The sequence below is a fragment of the Micromonospora sp. NPDC057141 genome (genome assembly GCF_042670805.1).
Classification (GTDB): domain Bacteria; phylum Actinomycetota; class Actinomycetes; order Mycobacteriales; family Micromonosporaceae; genus Micromonospora.
Map to the genome: position 1 here is coordinate 1 of NZ_JBHUVA010000060.1, position 17,925 is coordinate 17,925.

Sequence of the window (17,925 nt, forward strand, 5' to 3'; positions counted from 1 at the left end):
GCGGGCGATGTCGTGGACGTGGATGAAGTCCATCGACTGCTCGCCCCGGCCGTCGATGACCGGCGGCTGGCCGGTCTTCAACCGCTTGACGAAGTGGTTGATCACGGAGGTGTAGTACGCGGTCGGCTTCTGGCCGGGACCGTACACGTTGAAGAAGCGCAGGGCGATCCAGTTGAGGCCCTTGCTGCGCTGGTAGAAGGCGAGCAGGTCCTCGCCGGCCCGCTTCGAGATGCAGTACGGGGTGAGCGGGTCGAGCCGGTCGTCCTCGTGCATCGGCAGCTTCTTCGGGTCGCCGTACACCGAGGCGGAGGAGGCGAACACGAGCCGCTTCACGCCGTGGTCGGCTGCCGCCGCGAAGACGTTGTGGTTGCCGACCATGTTGATGTCGATCGACTCGTACGGGTCGGCCTGGCTCTTGTTGATGGATACCGCCGCGAGGTGGACGACGAGGTCGCAACCCTTCATGGCCGCATGCACCGCGCCGCCGTAGCGCACGTCCTGGTCGACGAGTTCGACGTCACCGGTGGCCGCCAGCCTGGCGACCTGGTCCCGGTCACCGCGGAACATGTTGTCGAAGATGCGGACCCGGTAGCCCTTGTCCAACAGCAGCGGCACCACGTGCAGGCCGATGAAGCCCGCACCTCCGGTGATGAAGACGGTCTGCTTCGACATGTCGTGCGATGTCCTTCCTGAAGGAGATCAGCGGCCGATGGCTGCGCTGGCGACGACGTCGACCAGGGTGGCGACGACGGTCTCGACCTGGGCGTCGGTGAGGTTGGCGTGCATCGGGACGGCCAGGTGCCGGGCGAACAGGTCCGCCGAGACCGGACACGGCGCCGTCTGGCCGTACAGCGGCTGCACGTGCGAGGCGTACGTGCCGAAGGTGCACTGCACACCGCGCCGGCGCAACCCGAGGGCGACCGCGCCGCGGTCGATCGAGGGGTCGAGGGTCACCACGTACGACTGCCAGGGGTGCTCGCGGTCCGGTGCCTCGTGGGGCGCGGCGATCAGCTCGTGGTCCTTGAGCAGCTCGCCGTAGCGGGCGGCGGTGCGCCGCTTGGCGGCGAGCAGGTCCGGCAGCCGGTCGAGCTGGGCGGTCATGATGGCCGCCGCCACGTCGGAGAGCCGGTAGTTGTAGCCCAGCTCGGTGAAGGCCGGAATCGGCAGGTTGGACAGCTCGGCCCGGGTCAGCGCGCCCTCCACCCCGTACGTGTGCAGCTTGCGGGCGTGCGCGGCGAGGTCGTCACGGTCGGTGACGTAGGCCCCACCCTCGCCGGCCGTGATGCCCTTGCGGCCGTGGAAGCTGAAGGTCGCCACGTCGGCCAGGCTGCCGGCGGGGCGGCCCTTGTAGGTGGCGCCCGCCGCGCACGCCGCGTCCTCGACCAGGAACAGCCCGTGCCGGTCGGCGATGGCCCGCAGCTCGTCGTAGTCGGCCGGCTGGCCGAACGCGTCGACGGCGATCATGCCGACGGTGCGGGGGGTGATGGCGGCCTCGACGGCGGCCGGGTCCACGGTCCAGATGTCGGGCCGCACGTCGGCGAAGACCGGCTTCGCGCCCGTCCACATCACCGCGTGGCCGGTGGCCGGGAACGTGTAGTCGCCGACGACGACCTCGTCGCCGGGTTGGACCCCCAGGGTGAGCAGCGCCAGGTGCAGGGCGGAGCCGCAGTTGGCGGTGGCCAGCGCGTGTCGGGTGCCGGTGGCGGCGGCGAACCGCTCCTCGAAGCGGCGGCAGGTGGGCCCGGCGCCGGCCAGCCAGCCGGACGCGAAGACCTCGGCGATCGCCGCGAGCTCCGCCTCACCGACGGTGGGCTGGCCGAGCGCGATGACGTCGTCTGACATGAGGCTCCCTAGAAGACGGACCCGGTGAGTGTAGGCACCCCCGACCGGCCGCCACGAATCGGGCACGCCGGGCGCTGGTTACCATCGGTGGTCGCCTGGCGGAGGCGGCGACGGGCAGGGGAGAACGAGATGACGAGGTTCGTGGTCGTCGGCGGCGGCATCGTCGGCCTGGCGGTCGCCCACCGGCTGGTGACCGACCGGCCGGGCGACTCCGTCACCGTGCTGGAGAAGGAGGCCGGCTGGGCGGCGCACCAGACCGGGCACAACTCCGGGGTGATCCACGCCGGGGTCTACTACCGGCCCGGCAGCCTCAAGGCAACCCTGTGCAAGGCCGGCAGCGCATCGATGGTCGAGTTCTGCGCGGCGCACGGGCTGCCGTACGAGGTCTGCGGCAAGCTGATCGTCGCCACCGACCCGGCGGAGGTGCCCCGGCTGCGCGCGCTGCACGAGCGGGCCGCCGCCAACGGCCTGCCGGTGCGGCTGATCGGGGCGGCCGAGGCAGCCGAATACGAGCCGCACGTGTCGGCCGTCGCCGCGCTGCACGTCGCCTCGACCGGCATCGTCGACTACGGCGTGGTCTGCGGCAAGCTGGCGGAGCTGCTCGCCGCAGCCGGGGCGGACCTGCGCACCCGCGCCGAGGTGACGGGGGTGGCCGACCGGCCGGAGGGTGTGGTCGTCACCACCACCGCCGGCGAGGTGGTCGCGGACGTGCTGATCAACTGCGCGGGGCTGCACGCCGACCGGATCTCCCGGCTCGCGGGGGTGGCGACGCCGGTGCGGATCGTCCCGTTCCGGGGCGAGTACTACGAGCTGACCCCGCAGCGGCGCGACCTGGTGCGGGGGCTGATCTACCCGGTGCCGGACCCGCAGTTCCCGTTCCTCGGGGTGCACCTGACGAAGATGATCGACGGCAGCGTGCACGCCGGCCCGAACGCGGTGCTGGCCACCGCGCGGGAGGGCTACTCGTGGGGGCGGTTCAGCCCGCGCGACGTGTGGGACGAGCTGACGTACCGGGGGCTGTGGGCGCTGGGCCGGCGGCACTACCGGTACGGGCTGACCGAGGTGGCCCGGTCGCTGTCGAGGAGCCGGTTCGCGGCGAGCCTGGCCCGGCTGGTGCCGGAGCTGACGCCGGCCGACATCGTCCGGGCCGGCGCGGGGGTGCGGGCGCAGGCGATCCTGCCCGACGGGGGCCTGGTCGACGACTTCCTGATCGTCGAGGCGCACCGGCAGGTGCACGTGCTCAACGCGCCCTCCCCCGCCGCGACCAGCTCGCTGGAGATCGCCCGGCACATCGTGTCCCGGCTGCCGCTGGACACCGCCCGCTGAGGCAGTCAGCCGGGACGGCCAGCTTCGCGCGGGCAGCGGGCGGATCGGCTCAGGCGGGGGCGGCGTCGCGCTGCCTCGGCACGGTTCCGGCCGCGCCGAGGCCGGTCGCCACGGCCTCCACCAGCGCGTCGAGGTACGCCTCGGTCGGCATCGCGCGGGTGATCGCCAGCCGCCAGTACAGCGGCCCGACGATCAGGTCCACGGCGGCGGCGGGTTCGGTGTCGGCGGGCAGCTCGCCGCGGGCGACGGCGCGGGCGACGAGCGACCCGCCGACCTCCTGCTGCTGGGCCCGCAGCACCGCCTGGAGGGTCTCGTCGATCTCGGGGTTGCGGGCCGCCTCGGCCAGCAGGTCGGGCACGATCTGCGCGGCCAGGGGGTGGCTCAGGGCGTGCGCGACCACCCGCAGCAGCAGGCCGAGGTCGCCGCGCAGGCTGCCGGTGTCCAGGCTTGGCAGCTTGCTGCCGGCGGCGGCGCCGACGACTTCGACGACCAGTTCCAGCTTGGAGCTCCACCGCCGGTAGATCGCGGTCTTGCTGACCCCGGCCCGGCGGGCGACGGCCTCGATGGAGAGCCGGCCGTAGCCGACGGCGGCCAACTCCTGCATCAGCGCGCGCCGGATGGCCGTGGTGATCTCGCCCCGCAGCACCGCCGCGCCGGCCGGCGCGCGCCTCTTCTCGGTGGTCACGGCAGACTCTTCTCGGGCGTCACGGCAGACCCTCCTCGGCTGTCACGTGGGACAATGTACCGCAACGACGGTACGGTTGCGTCCCGACGTAGTTATGGACTACCTTCCACGCAGCGACGAGGCGGCGCTCCACGCACCGGCCACCGGCGAACCCGACGTCGCACCCACCCCGTTGGTACAACAGACGCACCCCGCTGGCACGACAAGATCGGAGCGCCCATTCCATGGCCAACACCGCGCTGGCCGACCCCGACGCCGGCCTGACCCAGGCGCAACTGGCCGCCCGGTACGGGCTGCGGGTCGCCGGCGAGCGGCCGTCCCTGGCGGAATACACCCGCCGCCTGTGGGCGTACCGGCACTTCATCGCCGCGTACTCGAACGCCAAGCTGGTCGCCTCGTTCAGCAACGCCCGGCTCGGGCAGCTCTGGCAGGTGCTCACCCCGCTGACGAACGCGGCGGTCTACTACCTGATCTTCGGCCTGGTGCTGGAGCAGAAGAGCATCCCGAACTTCATCGCGTACCTCACCACCGGGCTGTTCATCTTCAACTTCACCCAGACGGCCGCGCAGAACGGCACCCAGTCGATCACCGGCAACCTGGGGCTGATCCGGGCGCTGCACTTCCCCCGGGCCTGCCTGCCGCTGGCCGCCATGCTCACCCAGTTCCAGCAGCTGATGGCCTCACTGGTCGTGCTCGTGGGCATCGTGCTGGTCACCGGCGAGCCGCTCACCGTCGAGTGGCTGCTGCTCGTCCCGATCGTGCTGCTGCAGGCGCTGTTCAACGCCGGGCTCACCATGGCGGTGGCCCGGATGGGCTCGAAGGTCGCCGACCTCAAGCAGGTGATGCCGTTCCTGCTGCGCACCTGGATGTACGGCTCCGGAGTCCTCTACAACGTCGCGCTGTTCGAGGAGAACCTGCCGGGCTGGGCGACGCGGATCGTCGAGGCGAACCCGATGCTGGTCTTCATCGAGCTGGCCCGGCACGCGCTGCTGGAGGGGGCGCCGCTGCTCAACACCTCCATGCCCCAGGCGTGGTCGTACGCGGTGGGCTGGGCGGTCGTGATGGGCGTGGGTGGGTTCATCTACTTCTGGCGGGGCGAACAGGAGTACGGCCGTGGCTGACCACATCGAGGCGTCCAACGACGTCACCGTGACGCTACCGAGGATCGTCGAGCGCATCCCGACCGTGGTGGTCGACGACGCGCACGTGATCTACCGGGTGCACAAGGGCGCCGCCGCCGGCACCAGCCCGGTGGCCGCGCTCAAGCGGATCGTGTCCCGCACCTCGGCGCCGAACATCCGGGAGGTGCACGCGGTCAAGGGGGTCAGCTTCACCGCGTACCGGGGCGAGGCGATCGGGCTCATCGGCAGCAACGGCTCCGGCAAGTCCACCCTGCTGCGGGCCATCGCCGGCCTGCTGCCGGTCAACCGGGGCGCGGTCTACACCCAGGGGCAGCCGTCGCTGCTCGGCGTCAACGCCGCCCTGCTCAACGACCTGCCCGGTGAGCGAAACGTCACCCTCGGCTGCCTCGCCATGGGCATGCAGCCGGCCGACGTGGCGCGACTCGCCCCGGAGATCATCGAGTTCTCCGGGATCAACGAGCGCGGCGACTTCGCCTCGCTGCCGATGCGGACGTACTCCTCCGGCATGGCCGCCCGGCTGCGCTTCTCCATCGCGGCGGCGAAGAAGCACGACGTGCTGCTGATCGACGAGGCCCTGGCCACCGGCGACAAGGGCTTCCGCAAGCGCAGCGAGCAGCGGGTCCGGGAGCTGCGGGAGGGCGCGGGCACGGTGTTCCTGGTCAGCCACCAGCTCTCCTCGGTGCGGGACACCTGCGAACGGACGATCTGGCTGGAATCGGGCGTGCTGCGGATGGACGGCCCGACCGACGAGGTGCTACGCGCGTACGAGGACTTCTCCAACAAGAAGTAAGGTTGCGGCGTCCGTACGGTGTCGTGCGGGTGTCTTCCCACCGCGTCGTCCCTGGGGGGCGGCGCGGTGGTTGCGTTATGGTTCACCCGGCCGCCATGCGGCCGTCACCCCCTGTTCGCCAACCGTGAGAGTGAGGATCGGCAATGACGCAGGACCACACCACTGGCCCGGACGCCACACCGGAGACCCCGGCGCCGTGGCGGCCCTCGCGGACGGTGGCGGTGGTGCTCGCGGGCGGCACCGGGACCCGGCTCGGCCTCGGCATCCCGAAGCAGCTGCTGAAGATCGCCGGCAAGCCGATCATCGAGCACACCCTGGCGGTCTTCGAGGCGGCCCCCGAGATCGACGAGATCATCGTGCTGATGGCCGACGGCCACGTCCCCGACGCCCAGCAGATCGTCGACAAGGCCGGCTTCCGCAAGGTCAGCAAGGTCATCGCCGGCGGTGACACGCGCAACGCCACCACCCGCATCGCGCTGGACGCGGTCGGCGAGGGCGACGTCAACATCCTCTTCCACGACGCGGTGCGCCCGCTGCTCAGCGGCCGGATCGTCCGGGAGTGTGTCAACGCGCTCTGGACGTACTCGGCGGTCGACGTGGCGATCCCCTCGGCCGACACGATCATCCAGGTCGACTCCGACGACTGCATCACCGACATTCCCGTCCGGTCCACGCTGCGCCGGGGGCAGACCCCGCAGGCGTTCCGGTCCGGCACGATCCGCCAGGCGTACCGGATCGCCGCCGGCGACCCCGACTTCGCCGCCACCGACGACTGCGGCGTCGTGCTGCGCTACCTGCCCGGCACCCCGATCAAGGTGATCGACGGCTCGGACGAGAACATCAAGGTCACCCACCCCGTCGACGTGCACCTGGCGGACAAGCTGTTCCAGCTCGCCGCCGCGCAGGCCCCGCGGCTCACCGACCGGGGCTACACCGAGGAGCTGACCGGCCGCACGATCGTCGTGTTCGGGGGCAGCTACGGCATCGGCCACGAGCTGACCGAGCTGGCCCGCCGCCACGGCGCGCAGGTCTTCCCGTTCAGCCGCTCCACCACCGGCACGCACGTCGAGCGCGCCGAGGACGTCGAGATCGCGCTGAAGACCGCCTTCGAGGCCACCGGGCGGATCGACCACGTGGTGGTCACCGCCGGCATCCTGGAGAAGGGCGAGCTGGCCGAGATGGACCAGGAGACCATGGACCGGGTCCTGCACGTCAACTTCGTCGGCCCGGTCACCATCGCCCGGCAGTCACTGCCGTACCTGCAGCAGACCAAGGGCCAGTTGCTGCTCTACACCTCCAGCTCGTACACCCGGGGCCGGGCCCGCTACGCGCTCTACTCGGCCACCAAGGCCGCCCTGGTCAACCTCACCCAGGCGCTCTCCGACGAGTGGGCCGAGTTGGGCGTACGGGTCAACTGCATCAACCCGGAGCGCACCGCCACCCCGATGCGCACCAAGGCGTTCGGCGAGGAACCGGAGCACACCCTGCTGGCCGCCGAGACCGTCGCCCAGTCGTCGCTGGACGTGCTGATCTCCGAGCTGACCGGGCAGGTCATCGACGTGCGCCGGGCGCCCGGCGAGGCACCCGCCGCGAGCGTGCCCGCCCAGGCCAGCCGCGCGTCCGCCCCGGCTGCGGCCGGCTGAGGCGTCGACGGCCACCGCGACGGGCGAAGGAAGCGAAGCGACATGCGTGGTGACCTGGTCAGGAAGCTGACCGCCCGGGTGGCGGCCACCGGCCTGGCGGTGTTGGCGTTCCTCGTGCTCGCCCTGACCGGGGCGACGGGCTGGGGCCTGGCGCTCGCGGTGGCGGCCCTGGCCGCCGCCGGCTGGGAGCGGCGGGTCCGCCCGGCCGCCGACAGCACCGCCGAGGCGGTGCTGCTCGCCGCGGCCATCCTCGTCGGGTACGCCCGGCGGCTCGACGCCGGCTTCGACCCGGCACTGACGGCGACGGCCCTGGTGCTGCTGGGGCTGGTGCTGCTGGTGGGGCCACTGCGGCAGGCCGGCGACCTGGAGATCCGGGCGGTGAACCTGCCCGTGCGGTCGTGGACCCCGCTGGTCGCGGGCCGGCTGGGCGACGCCCTGCTGGTGCTGCTCGCCGTGGTGGCGCTGGCCGCCGCCCTGGTGCTGCCGGCCGGGGTGGCGCTGCTGGTGGCCCTCGCCGTCGGGGCGGGGGCCGGGGCGGTCACGGTGGACCTGGCCAAGCGGCGGTTGCGGCCCGGGGCGGGCGGCTCGGCGGTGGCCCGGGCGCTGCGCGCGCACCGGCCGGAGTTCCTGCTGCACTTCTCCGCCCCGCCCGGGTCGGAATACCAGGTCACCATGTGGCTGCCCTACCTGGAGCGGATCGGCCGGCCGTTCTTCGTGATGGTGCGGGAGCCGGAGTTCCTCGCCCCGCTCGCCGCGGCCACCACCGCGCCGGTGGTCTACTGCCCGACGCTGAAGGCGATGGACGAGGCGCTGGTGCCGAGCCTGAAGGTGGCGTTCTACGTCAACCACGGGGCGAAGAACAGCCACTGCATCCGGTTCGCGCAGCTCACCCACGTGCAGATCCACCACGGCGACAGCGACAAGGCCCCGAGCGCCAACCCGGTCACGGCGCTGTTCGACCGCAACTTCGTGGCGGGCCGGGCCGCGATCGACCGGTACGCCCGCGCCGGGGTGGACATCCCGGCGGAAAAGTTCGTCGTGGTCGGCCGCCCGCAGGTCGAGTCGATCGAGGTACGCCGCACGCCGACCCCCGGTCTGGCGAACCCGACGGTGCTCTACACCCCGACCTGGACGGGGCACCACGCCGATGCGAACTACTGCTCGCTGCCGGTGGGCGAGACGATCGTGCGGGGGCTGCTGGCCCGGGGCGCGACGGTGATCCTGCGCGCCCACCCGTACACCGGACAGAACCCGGCGTCGGCGCGGCAGCTCGCCCGGCTCACGGAGCTGCTGGCGGCGGACCGGGCCCGCACCGGGCGGCAGCACGTCTTCGGCGCGGCGGCCAGCCGGGAACTGTCCCTGGTCGACTGCGTGAACCGCTCCGACGCGCTGGTCTCGGACGTCTCCGGGGTCATCTCCGACTACCTCTACTCCGGCAAGCCGTACGCGGTGACGGACATGGTCGGCGACGGCGACCGCTTCGTCGAGCGGTTCCCGCTGGCCGGCCCGGGGTACGTGCTGCGGCGCGACGCGGGCAACCTCGACGAGGTGCTCGCCCTGCTGCTGGACACCGACCCCAAGGGGGCCGCCCGCTGGGGCACCCGGGCCCACTACCTGGGCGACTTCCCGGCCGAGTCGTACGCCGAGGCGTTCCTGGCGGCGGCCCGCCGGGAGCTGGAGCCGGGCTGGCACCCGCCGGCCCCGCGCGCCGCCGACGCCGTGGCCCACTCCCCCACCGCCTGAGCGTCCCGCCCGTCGGCCACAGCAGGTTGTGCCGGCGGGCGAACACGGGGAACTCCGCGCCGGAGCAGGGCAGGCGGGCGCCCGTAACCCCAGAGCCAGCACGCCGTCCGCCATCCGGGAGTGATCCGCCTGCGGTCTCACCGGACCGCGAGCCGGGACCGGCCCCGGCTCTCTCGGGAGAGCCGGGGCCGGTGGGGGAGGGTGGTGTCAGGCCGAGTAACCGCGGGTCGCGGCCCAGTGGGCCAGCGCGGCGGTGCTGATCCAGTACGCCGGGACGGCCGGGTCCGCCGAGTCGGCGATGCGCACGGCGCGCCCGGAGTCGCGGTAGCCGACGACGGCGATGTAGTGGCCGCCGGGAAAGGAGTGCCAGCCGCCGTCGACGTCGGTGGCGTCGCCGGCGATGTTCACCACGACGCCGCGCCCGGCGCTGATCGCCTTCACGACGTCGGCCTGGAGCTGGTCCGTCTCCGCCGGGGTGGCGGCGCCGCCGGGGATCAGCCGGGTCCGGTACGGGTCGCCCTTGACCATGTCGTTGAGCACCCGGGTGGTGTCGTAGGCCGAGTTGGTGCCCATCTCGGTGGTGCCGAGGCGGGCGGCTAGGTCGTCCTGGGTGCCCTCGACGCCGGTGGCGGAGAGCGCGTTGCGCACCGCCGCCGGGCCACAGTAGTAGTAGGTGGTCTGTGCCTCGTAGTCGTAGTCGAGGACCTTGGCCGACGGCGGCTTCGGGGCCGCCGGCTTCGCCGTGGTCTTCTTCGGCGTCGCCGTGGCGGTCAGGTCGGGGTTCGGGGCGGCCGAGGTGGCGCTCGGCGACGGCGAGGCGCTGGTTGGTGCACCGGCAGAGGGCGGCACGGCGATCCGTGCCTGGCCGCGGCTGGCCGCGCCATCGAGGCGGGGCACGACCTCGGCGACGGCGGCGCTGGTGGTCCGCTGCGGGGCGGGGGCGTCGGCGGCGGCGAGCAGCGCGCCGGTGCCGGAGGCCAGCAGGAGCGCCGCAGCGGAGCCGGCGACGACCTGGTACGGACGTTCCGTGGCGAGTCGCCGCAGGTGCCGCTTGAGTTGATCGTTCATGTGTTCCTCCACGGGACGGGGGCGGAAGCGGAGGCATCCGGGCGCACGGCGGCGCACGGCGGCGCGGAGCAGGTCCGCGGCCGGTGGGGTCCGCTTTCTGGGGGCGCCCACTCAGGCGGGCGTACGCAAGGGTGCGACGGTCAGTGCGCCTGTTCGGCGGCGGCGGACGCGGGCACCGGGCTCCGTGGTGGAGGAACAACCCGGGGGGTGGGGTCGTGCTGCACGAGGATGGAACTCCTTCCGACACCGCCTACCGGGTTAGCTGACGGATTCGGGCGGGAAGATCGCCCTACCGCAGGCCGTGGCCCGCAGATTCACCCCGGACGTGCAATGGGTCCCCGGTTCGTGATGATCACGATTGAGCGGGTCGGCGCGGCGTCGCCTCTTGCGATCGGGTACCGCACCGGACGGGCCGACACTACTGGCCGACCGCAGCCCTGCCAACCCCTCGCCACCTGCTTAAACGCCCCAGTGCGAACTCGTTTACGGGCCATTCGGAGCTGACGTGTCTCAATGGGAGGCTCGGCTCAGACGACGTCAGCGGACCGTAACGGGACAACCGGTCACGATCGTCGGTGAATTGCGACAGCCGATCGGACCGTCTGGACCGGTTGCCCGATTCCCGACGGTCGTGACCCGGCTCACGGCCGACCACACCCCCGCCCCGGTGATCAAGAGGAAAACGTCAGAGTTGATCTCCATCATGACGCAAACTTCTTGATCACCGGGGCGAGGCGGGGGCGGGCGGGGGGCGGGGGGGGCGGGGCGGTGGAGGCTCAGCCGATCCGGGCCGGGCGCCAGCGGGCCGGGCGCCAGCGGGCGGCCGGGACGGCGCGGCCGGCTGCCGCCGCGCGGGGGGCCGGCACCTCCGTGGGTCGGACACGTTCGGCGGCGGCGTACGCCTCGGCGGCCAGCGCCCGGGCGGCCTCGGCGGCCAGTTCGGCGTCGCCCCACGCGGCCCGCTCGCGCTCGGCGGCGGCCCGGTAGCGGGCCAGCCTGCCGTCCCGGACCGCCCGGGCCAGGACGACCTCCTGTTCCACCGGGTGCAGCCGGGGGTCCCAGCCGCCCCGGCGGGCGAAGACGTCGCAGAGCTGGCCGATGGACAACTCCCCCCGCAGGTGGGCTGCCGTGGCCGCATGGTGCAGCCAGCGCTCCCGGGCCGCGTACTCGGCGGGCGTGCGCGGGGTGCGCGGCGTCGGCAGGGCGCCAGCGTCACGGAAGCGCCGGGCGGCGGTCTCCGCCTCGTCGTACGCCTGCCAGGCCCGCTCGGCGGCGTCCTGGACGGCCGTCCACGCAGCCCGCCGGCGGCGGGCGTTCTGCGCGGCCCCGGCGGCGGCCACCGCCACCTCCTCGGCGTACCGGCGCTGGTCGGCGGCCTCCGGGGCGGGCGGCGCGGCGGGGCCGGTCGGGGGCTCGGTGGCGGGCGGGCGGTCCCGCTCCGGGCGGGCGACCAGCACGGTGAGCACGGTGAGCGCCAGCACGAGCAGCACGGACCAGATGGCGGCGGCCACCGGCACCTCGGTCAGGATCTGGTAGAGAACGATGTCCATGGTCGGCACCTCACAGGAGTGGAGGCGGAAAGGGATCCGCACCGCCGCCGGGCGGGACGCGTGCGGCGTACCGGGCCCGGCGGACGGGTGCGGCGGTGAAACCTCGTCGGCGACGGTGGTGGCGGGCGCGGCCCGCCGGGTGGCTCAGGCGACCGGGTGGCTCAGGCGACCGGCGGCGCGCGGGGGCCGGCGGCGGCGGGGGTATGCCCGGTCGGCACCCGCTGCGGGGCCGGCGCGGTAACCGACGGGTGCCCGGCCCCGGCTGGCGGTGGCGCGTCGGCCGGCCGCAACACAACGGCGGCATCCGCGGCGACGGTGGACTCTGCGGCGACGGTGGATTTCGTGGCGGCGGTGGCCGCGACGACCGGGCCAGGATCGGCACCACCGGGAACCATCGTGCCGAGCGGCAGCGACGCGGCACCGAGGGAGAACGCGACCACGACAGCGAGGCTCGCCAGCATCCGCGCCGTCCAGCGCGCGACCCACCACAGGGGACAGGTCAGCGCGACGGGAAGCACATGTCCACGCTACCGCCACCGCTCGCGCCGCGCACGGTCGGCTGGCGTGTCACTCCTCGACACGGCGTGGCGCACTGCCGGCGGCGCTCAGGGTGCGGCGGCCGGGGTGCGGGGCCGGCGCGGCGGCCCGAGCCGGCGGGTCAGCGGCGTCTCCACCCAGCGGTGCAGCAGCGCGGCCAGACCGAGGTTCACCAGCAGGAAGCCGACCGCCACCAGTGGGCCCCACCAGCCGGGCAGCCCCGTGCCGAGCCGGTCGGCCAGCCGCAGGACGGTGACCATGACGAAGACGTGCACCAGGTAGAAGGCGAAGGAGACCTCGCCGAGCCAGACCATCGGCCGGGACCGCCAGGGCGTCCGCGCGCCGCGCACGTCCGCGTCGGCGGCGGCCACGATGACCAGCAGGTACGCCGCCGCGAGCAGCGCCGCCCACAGCTCGGCGCGGATCCACTGGGCGGCGACCACCCAGGTGACGACGAAGACGGCGCTGGCGGCGGTGAGCCCGGGGCCACGCCAGCGCCCCCGGCGCAGCAGCTCGGCGGCGGCCACCCCCATCCAGAACTCCAGGGAACGCACGACCGGGAAGACCTGGGTGAACCACCAGGTGCTCTCCTGCGGCACCAGCCGCTGCCCCGGCCAGAGCGCCACGATCAGCAGCGGCACCGCCACCACCACCGCCCACAGCACCCCGACCCGCGCCCGGCGCACCAGCGGCAGCGCGAACGGCAGGCAGACGTAGAAGAACAACTCGCAGGAGAGCGACCAGCTCACCGAGTTGACGCTGTAGAAGTAGCCGGGCGTCGGGTCCCACGCCTGGACCAGGAACAGGTTCTCCAGCGCGGCGCGGACGTTGACCGGGTCGGCGAAGACCCACACCCCGGTCGCCAGCACCACCGCCCACATCAGCAGGTGATTCGGATAGATCTTGGCGAGCCGGCGGCGCAGGAAGTCGCGCCGGCGGTCCCCGTCGCGGGCCGACCAGACCAGCACGAAACCGCTGAGGACGAAGAAGAACTCGACGCCGGACAGGCCGAGCGTGAACAGCCAGTCGACGACGGCCTTGGCCTCGGGCTGGCCGACGATCCGCATGGTGCCGACGTGGTAGCCGAAGACGAGCAGGGCGGCGACCCAACGCAGCCCGGTCAGCGAGGGCAGCCGGCTGGCCGGGCGGGCGGGCGCGTCGGGGCGTACGACGGTCGGGGCGCTGGGCATGCCGGCGGTCCGCCCGCCGGCGGGGGTCACCAGCACCGCTCTCCTCCTCGCGGACGCCCCGGGCCCGGCGCCGCCGCCCGGGTGGCGGCGGGCCGCTCGGTGCCGCCCGCCGGCACCCTACCCGGTGCGGCCGGACGCGCCGCCCGCCGTCGGCCGCCACGTGACGCGCCCGGCGGCGGCGAGTGTGCGATGGCCTACTATCGCGGTCTCGGCCACGACGAGGGGGAAACACCGATGCACCAGCGGATCCTGCTGCGGGCCAAGAAGGGTCCGTTCGACGTCTACTCGCCGGAGGAGACGTTCGAGCGTAACTGGATCGGTGAGAACGCCGGCAACCTCGTGTTCAGTCACGCGGCGCACAAGCTGCTGCGGACGTCGACGGCCGAGATCACCTCCTCGGAGTTCCGGGTCAACCCGCGCGAGGCCGACGAGATCAACGAGCGGTACGACGTGTTCGTGGTGCCGCTGGCGAACGCGTTCCGGCGCAGCTACGCCCACCGGCTGGTCGCCATGACCCAACTGATCGAGCGGCTGAAGATCCCGGTGGTGGTGCTCGGGGTCGGCGCGCAGACCAACGTCGACGGCGACCGGGAGTACCTGCGGCCGATCGACGACGCGGTGAAGGCGTTCGTCTCGGCCGTGCTGGACCGGTCGCACACCATCGGGGTGCGGGGCGAGATCACCGAGGGGTACCTGCGGACCCTGGGCTTCTCCGCCGTCGACGTGATCGGCTGCCCGTCGATGTTCCTGCACGGCGACAGCCTGCGGGTCGACAAGCGCAAGTGCACGCTCACCGTCGAGGACCGGGTGGCGCTGACCATCTCCCCGTACGTGAAGTCGATGGCGAAGGTGATCTCCTCGCACCACCGGCGGTACCCGAACCTGCGCTACCTGCCGCAGGACCTGAAGACGCTGGGCACCCTGATCTACGGCGACGCACCGGAGGACCGGGGCAAGAAGGCGGCCATCCCGGTCCACACCTCCCACCCGCTGTTCACCGAGGACAAGGTGCGGATGTTCGTCGACCCGTGGACGTGGATGGACTACCTGTCCCGGTTCGACTTCAACTTCGGCACCCGCATCCACGGCACCATCACCGCGCTGGTGGCGGGGACGCCGGGGTACCTCTTCGCGCACGACTCGCGGACGCTGGAGCTGGCCCGGTACTTCGACATCCCGCACCGGCTGATGAAGGACGTCCCGCCGGACGTGGACGCCATCGAGCTCTACGACGAGGCCGACTACACCGCACTCAACGACGGGCACAAGGCGCGGTACGCGACGATGACGGCATTCCTGGCCAAGCACGACCTCGGGGTCTCCTTCGCCGACGGCGACAGCGCCGCCCGGTTCGACCGCCAGGTCGCCGAGACGACCTTCCCCCCGGCGGTACGCGCGCAGTCGGCCACCGACCCGGCCGAGCTGATCGCCCGCATCCAGTGGCTGCACGACCGCAACCAGGCGCTGAAGGAGACCGTCGCGGGGTTCGAGTCGCACCGGCTGCGGGCCCGGGTGCGGGCGGCCGGCGGCCGGGTGAAGCGGATGCTCAAGCGTTAACCCTCCGTAGGGGGTCTGTTCAGCGAGCCCACCCCCGGCGGATACGTCAGGTTCCGGGGCCGTCCATCCGGGCGGTCGAAGGTGTCGGGCGTGGTCAATGAGCCGACGCGGAGCCCACTGCTGAGCATCGTCGTCCCCGTGCACGGCGTCGAGGCGTACCTGTACCAGTGCCTGGAGTCGATCCTCGGCGGCCTGCCCGCCGGGGACGCCGACGCCGTCGAGCTGGTCGCCGTCGACGACGCCTCCCCGGACCGGTGCGGGGAGATGCTGCGCTCGTACGCGGCCGGGCGGCCCCAGGTGCGGGTCGTCTCCCTGACCCGCAACGTCGGGCTGGGCCTGGCCCGCAACGCGGGGCTGGAGGTGGCGACCGGCCGGTACGTCTGGTTCGTCGACAGCGACGACTGGCTGCCCCCGGGCGCCCTGCCCGTGGTGCTGGATCGGCTGCGCCGCGACGAGCCGGACGTGCTGCTGGTGGACCACCTGCGGGTGCACGAGGGCGGCCGGCTGGAGGTCGACGCGAGCAGCCACCTGCTGCGCGGGGTCGACGGGTGCGTCCGGCTGGCCGACCGGCCCGAGCTGCTGCGGGTGCAGCACACCGCGTGGAACAAGGTGGTCCGCCGGGACTTCCTCGACGAGCTGGAGCTGCGCTTCCACCCCGGCTGGTACGAGGACATCCCGTTCAGCCATCCGCTGCTCATCGGCGCGGACCGGATCGCGGTGCTGGACCGGGTCTGCTACCACTACCGCCAGGGTCGCCTCGGCGCGATCACCTCCACCCGCAGCGGCCGGCACTTCGACGCGTTCGTCCAGTACGAGCGCCTCCAGCAGTGGGTGGACGAGCACGTCACCGAGGACTGGATCCGCACGGACCTGTTCGGCCTGATGATCAACCACTATCTCGTGGTGGTGGGCAACGACGGCCGGGTGCACCCGAGGCTGCGGCGGGGGTTCTTCCGCCGGGTCGCCGAGCACTACCGCCGCTACCTGCCCTCGGACGGATACGCGCGGCCGGGCGGGGTGGCCGGGCTGAAGCACCGCCTCGTCGCCCGGGACAGCTACCTCGCGTACAAGACGTTGCGCCGGGCACACCGGCTGACCGGCTCGCTGCGGCCGGCGCCGCCCGCCGAGGCCGCGGCCCCCGACACGGCCGGGCCGCACACCGCCGCCGCCCCGCCGTCGGACGCGGACCAGGGCACCGCCATGGCGGGCCGGGGATGAGCGGGACCGCCGCCACCCGGGCCGGTGCCGCGCTGCGCCCGGCTGGCGACGCCGACCTGGCGACGATCCTGCGCTGGCGCAACCACCCGCAGGTCCGCGAGGTCAGCCTCACCCGGCACGAGATCGGCCCGGCCGAGCACGCCGCCTGGTGGGCGGGCGTACGCACCGACCCGGACCGGCGGGTGCTGGTGCACGAGCACCTCGGCCAGCCCTGCGGCGTGGTGACCTTCTCCGGCGTGACCAGCCCGGACAAGGCATTGACCTGGGGCTTCTACCTCGACGTCGAGGGGCTGGACGCGCAGCGGGCGCTCATGCCGGCCTGGCTGTCGCTGGAGCAGGCGGCGATCGCGTACGCGTTCGACACTCTCGGCGCGCGCACCCTCGGCGGAGAGACGCTGGCCACCAACCGGCCGGTGCTGGCGCTGCACCGGCGCTTCGGATTCACGATCGTCCGCCGCTACGAGCGGGACGTCGACGGCACGCCGCACCAGGTGGTGTGGACGGAATTGAGCAGGGGAGCATGACGACAGTCAAGATCGGCCCGCACGCGGTGGGCACCGGCGAGCGGCCCTTCGTGGTCGCCGAGATGTCCGGCAACCACAACGGCAGCCTCGACCGGGCGCTGGCGATCGTGGACGCGGTGGCGGCCAGCGGCGCGCACGCGCTCAAACTCCAGACGTACACCCCGGACACGCTCACCATCGACGTGGACGCGCCGGAGTTCCGCATCTCCGGCGGCCACGAACTGTGGGGCGGCGAGCGGCTCTACCAGCTCTTCGAGCGGGCGCACACGCCTTACGAGTGGCACGGGCCGATCTTCGAGCGGGCCCGCCGGCACGGCCTGACGGTCTTCTCGTCACCGTTCGACCACACGGCCGTGGAGCTGCTGGAGGAGCTGGACACCCCGGCGTACAAGATCGCCTCGTCGGAGCTGGTCGACCTGCCGCTGATCCGACTGGTGGCCGCCACCGGCAAGCCGATGGTCATCTCCACCGGCATGGCCACGGTCGGCGAGATCGACGCCGCGGTGACCGCCGCCCGCGACGGCGGCGCCGGCGGCATCGTGCTGCTGGCCTGCACCGCGTCGTACCCGGCCCCGCCGCAGGACAGCAACCTGCGCCGGCTGCCGGTGCTGGCCGACACGTTCGGCGTGCCGGTCGGGATCTCCGATCACACCCCCGGCATCGGGGTGCCGGTGGCGGCGGTGGCGCTGGGTGCCTGCCTGATCGAGAAGCACGTGACGCTGCGCCGCGCCGACGGCGGGGTGGACTCGGACTTCTCGCTGGAGCCGACGGAGCTGGCCGACCTGCGCGTCGAGTCCGAGCGGGCCTGGGCGGCGCTGGGCGCCACCACCATCGGCCCGACGCCCACCGAGCGGGAGGGGCTGCGGTTCCGCCGGTCGCTGTACGTGGTTGCCGACGTCCGCGCGGGCGAGGCGGTGACCCGGGACAACGTCCGGTCGATCCGGCCGGCCGGCGGCCTGCCCCCGGCCGACCTCGACCGGGTGCTGGGCCGCACGTTCCGCCGGGACGTGCCCCGGGGCACCGCGCTGGGCTGGGACCTGATCTGACGGTGCCGGCCGACACCTCCCGTTCACCTTGCGGCCCGCCGCCGACGCGGGACGGGCATGACGC

16 protein-coding genes and 1 riboswitch are annotated in these 17,925 nt (G+C 73.2%); of the genes, 9 read left to right on the forward strand and 7 right to left on the reverse strand.

The window, feature by feature from the left end; translation table 11 throughout:
• Together ACFT41_RS24065 and ACFT41_RS24070 are read right to left on the reverse strand one after the other, a co-directional pair.
• The coding region (locus tag ACFT41_RS24065; protein ID WP_377613999.1) for an NAD-dependent epimerase/dehydratase family protein at positions 1-672 on the reverse strand (672 nt) is incomplete at its 3' end.
• Positions 673-699: 27 nt separating this feature from the next.
• On the reverse strand, positions 700-1,842 hold the full coding sequence (locus tag ACFT41_RS24070; RefSeq protein ID WP_377589768.1) for a DegT/DnrJ/EryC1/StrS family aminotransferase: 1,143 nt from the start codon (positions 1,840-1,842) through the stop codon (positions 700-702).
• Positions 1,843-1,971: 129 nt separating this feature from the next.
• Between ACFT41_RS24070 and lhgO the strand changes: the two genes are divergently transcribed.
• Complete coding sequence (gene lhgO / locus ACFT41_RS24075; protein WP_377589769.1) at positions 1,972-3,168, forward strand: L-2-hydroxyglutarate oxidase; 1,197 nt, start codon at positions 1,972-1,974, stop codon at positions 3,166-3,168.
• Positions 3,169-3,217: 49 nt separating this feature from the next.
• Here the strand turns inward: lhgO and ACFT41_RS24080 are convergent, their stop codons facing one another.
• Positions 3,218-3,853 (reverse strand): TetR/AcrR family transcriptional regulator, encoded by a 636-nt coding sequence (locus ACFT41_RS24080; RefSeq protein ID WP_377589770.1) that lies wholly within the window; start codon positions 3,851-3,853, stop codon positions 3,218-3,220.
• Positions 3,854-4,077: 224 nt separating this feature from the next.
• Here ACFT41_RS24080 and ACFT41_RS24085 point away from each other — a divergent pair, with 224 nt between their 5' ends.
• The 4 genes from ACFT41_RS24085 (at position 4,078) to ACFT41_RS24100 (ending at position 9,171) form a co-directional block, all read left to right on the forward strand.
• Entirely contained in the window at positions 4,078-4,974 is an 897-nt protein-coding gene (locus ACFT41_RS24085) for an ABC transporter permease (RefSeq protein ID WP_377589771.1), read from the forward strand.
• The gene (locus ACFT41_RS24090; protein ID WP_377589772.1) at positions 4,967-5,785 is read left to right on the forward strand and encodes an ABC transporter ATP-binding protein; all 819 of its coding nucleotides are present in this window, start codon (positions 4,967-4,969) and stop codon (positions 5,783-5,785) included. Before ACFT41_RS24085 ends, ACFT41_RS24090 begins: the two co-directional genes overlap by 8 nt.
• A gap of 143 nt (positions 5,786-5,928) precedes the next feature.
• Positions 5,929-7,428, forward strand: a complete 1,500-nt coding sequence (locus ACFT41_RS24095; protein ID WP_377589773.1) for an SDR family NAD(P)-dependent oxidoreductase — start codon at positions 5,929-5,931, stop codon at positions 7,426-7,428.
• A 42-nt stretch (positions 7,429-7,470) separates the two neighbouring features.
• Complete coding sequence (locus ACFT41_RS24100; RefSeq protein WP_377589774.1) at positions 7,471-9,171, forward strand: CDP-glycerol glycerophosphotransferase family protein; 1,701 nt, start codon at positions 7,471-7,473, stop codon at positions 9,169-9,171.
• Positions 9,172-9,378: 207 nt separating this feature from the next.
• Here the strand turns inward: ACFT41_RS24100 and ACFT41_RS24105 are convergent, their stop codons facing one another.
• The 4 genes from ACFT41_RS24105 to ACFT41_RS24120 all read right to left on the reverse strand — a co-directional run bounded on the left by ACFT41_RS24105 (position 9,379) and on the right by ACFT41_RS24120 (position 13,552).
• Positions 9,379-10,239: a C39 family peptidase gene (locus tag ACFT41_RS24105; protein WP_377589775.1), complete on the reverse strand. Its 861-nt coding sequence runs from the start codon at positions 10,237-10,239 to the stop codon at positions 9,379-9,381.
• 232 nt (positions 10,240-10,471) lie between these two features.
• Positions 10,472-10,614: riboswitch (cyclic di-AMP (ydaO/yuaA leader) on the reverse strand.
• Between the two features lie 401 nt (positions 10,615-11,015).
• On the reverse strand, positions 11,016-11,789 hold the full coding sequence (locus ACFT41_RS24110; RefSeq protein WP_377614000.1) for a hypothetical protein: 774 nt from the start codon (positions 11,787-11,789) through the stop codon (positions 11,016-11,018).
• Positions 11,790-11,950: 161 nt separating this feature from the next.
• Positions 11,951-12,307 carry a hypothetical protein gene (locus ACFT41_RS24115; protein WP_377588363.1) on the reverse strand — a complete coding sequence of 119 codons (357 nt, stop codon included), beginning with the start codon at positions 12,305-12,307 and terminating at the stop codon, positions 11,951-11,953.
• Positions 12,308-12,394: 87 nt separating this feature from the next.
• A complete protein-coding gene (locus ACFT41_RS24120) occupies positions 12,395-13,552 on the reverse strand; it encodes an acyltransferase family protein (RefSeq protein ID WP_377588364.1) in 1,158 nt (385 codons plus the stop codon).
• 198 nt (positions 13,553-13,750) lie between these two features.
• Here ACFT41_RS24120 and ACFT41_RS24125 point away from each other — a divergent pair, with 198 nt between their 5' ends.
• The 4 genes from ACFT41_RS24125 to pseI all read left to right on the forward strand — a co-directional run bounded on the left by ACFT41_RS24125 (position 13,751) and on the right by pseI (position 17,861).
• Complete coding sequence (locus tag ACFT41_RS24125; protein WP_377588381.1) at positions 13,751-15,073, forward strand: polysaccharide pyruvyl transferase family protein; 1,323 nt, start codon at positions 13,751-13,753, stop codon at positions 15,071-15,073.
• Positions 15,074-15,163: 90 nt separating this feature from the next.
• The gene (locus ACFT41_RS24130) at positions 15,164-16,291 is read left to right on the forward strand and encodes a glycosyltransferase family 2 protein (RefSeq protein WP_377588365.1); all 1,128 of its coding nucleotides are present in this window, start codon (positions 15,164-15,166) and stop codon (positions 16,289-16,291) included.
• Complete coding sequence (locus ACFT41_RS24135) at positions 16,288-16,815, forward strand: GNAT family N-acetyltransferase (RefSeq protein WP_377588366.1); 528 nt, start codon at positions 16,288-16,290, stop codon at positions 16,813-16,815. Before ACFT41_RS24130 ends, ACFT41_RS24135 begins: the two co-directional genes overlap by 4 nt.
• Positions 16,812-17,861 carry a pseudaminic acid synthase gene (gene pseI, locus ACFT41_RS24140; protein WP_377588367.1) on the forward strand — a complete coding sequence of 350 codons (1,050 nt, stop codon included), beginning with the start codon at positions 16,812-16,814 and terminating at the stop codon, positions 17,859-17,861. Before ACFT41_RS24135 ends, pseI begins: the two co-directional genes overlap by 4 nt.
• Positions 17,862-17,925: the final 64 nt, after the last annotated feature.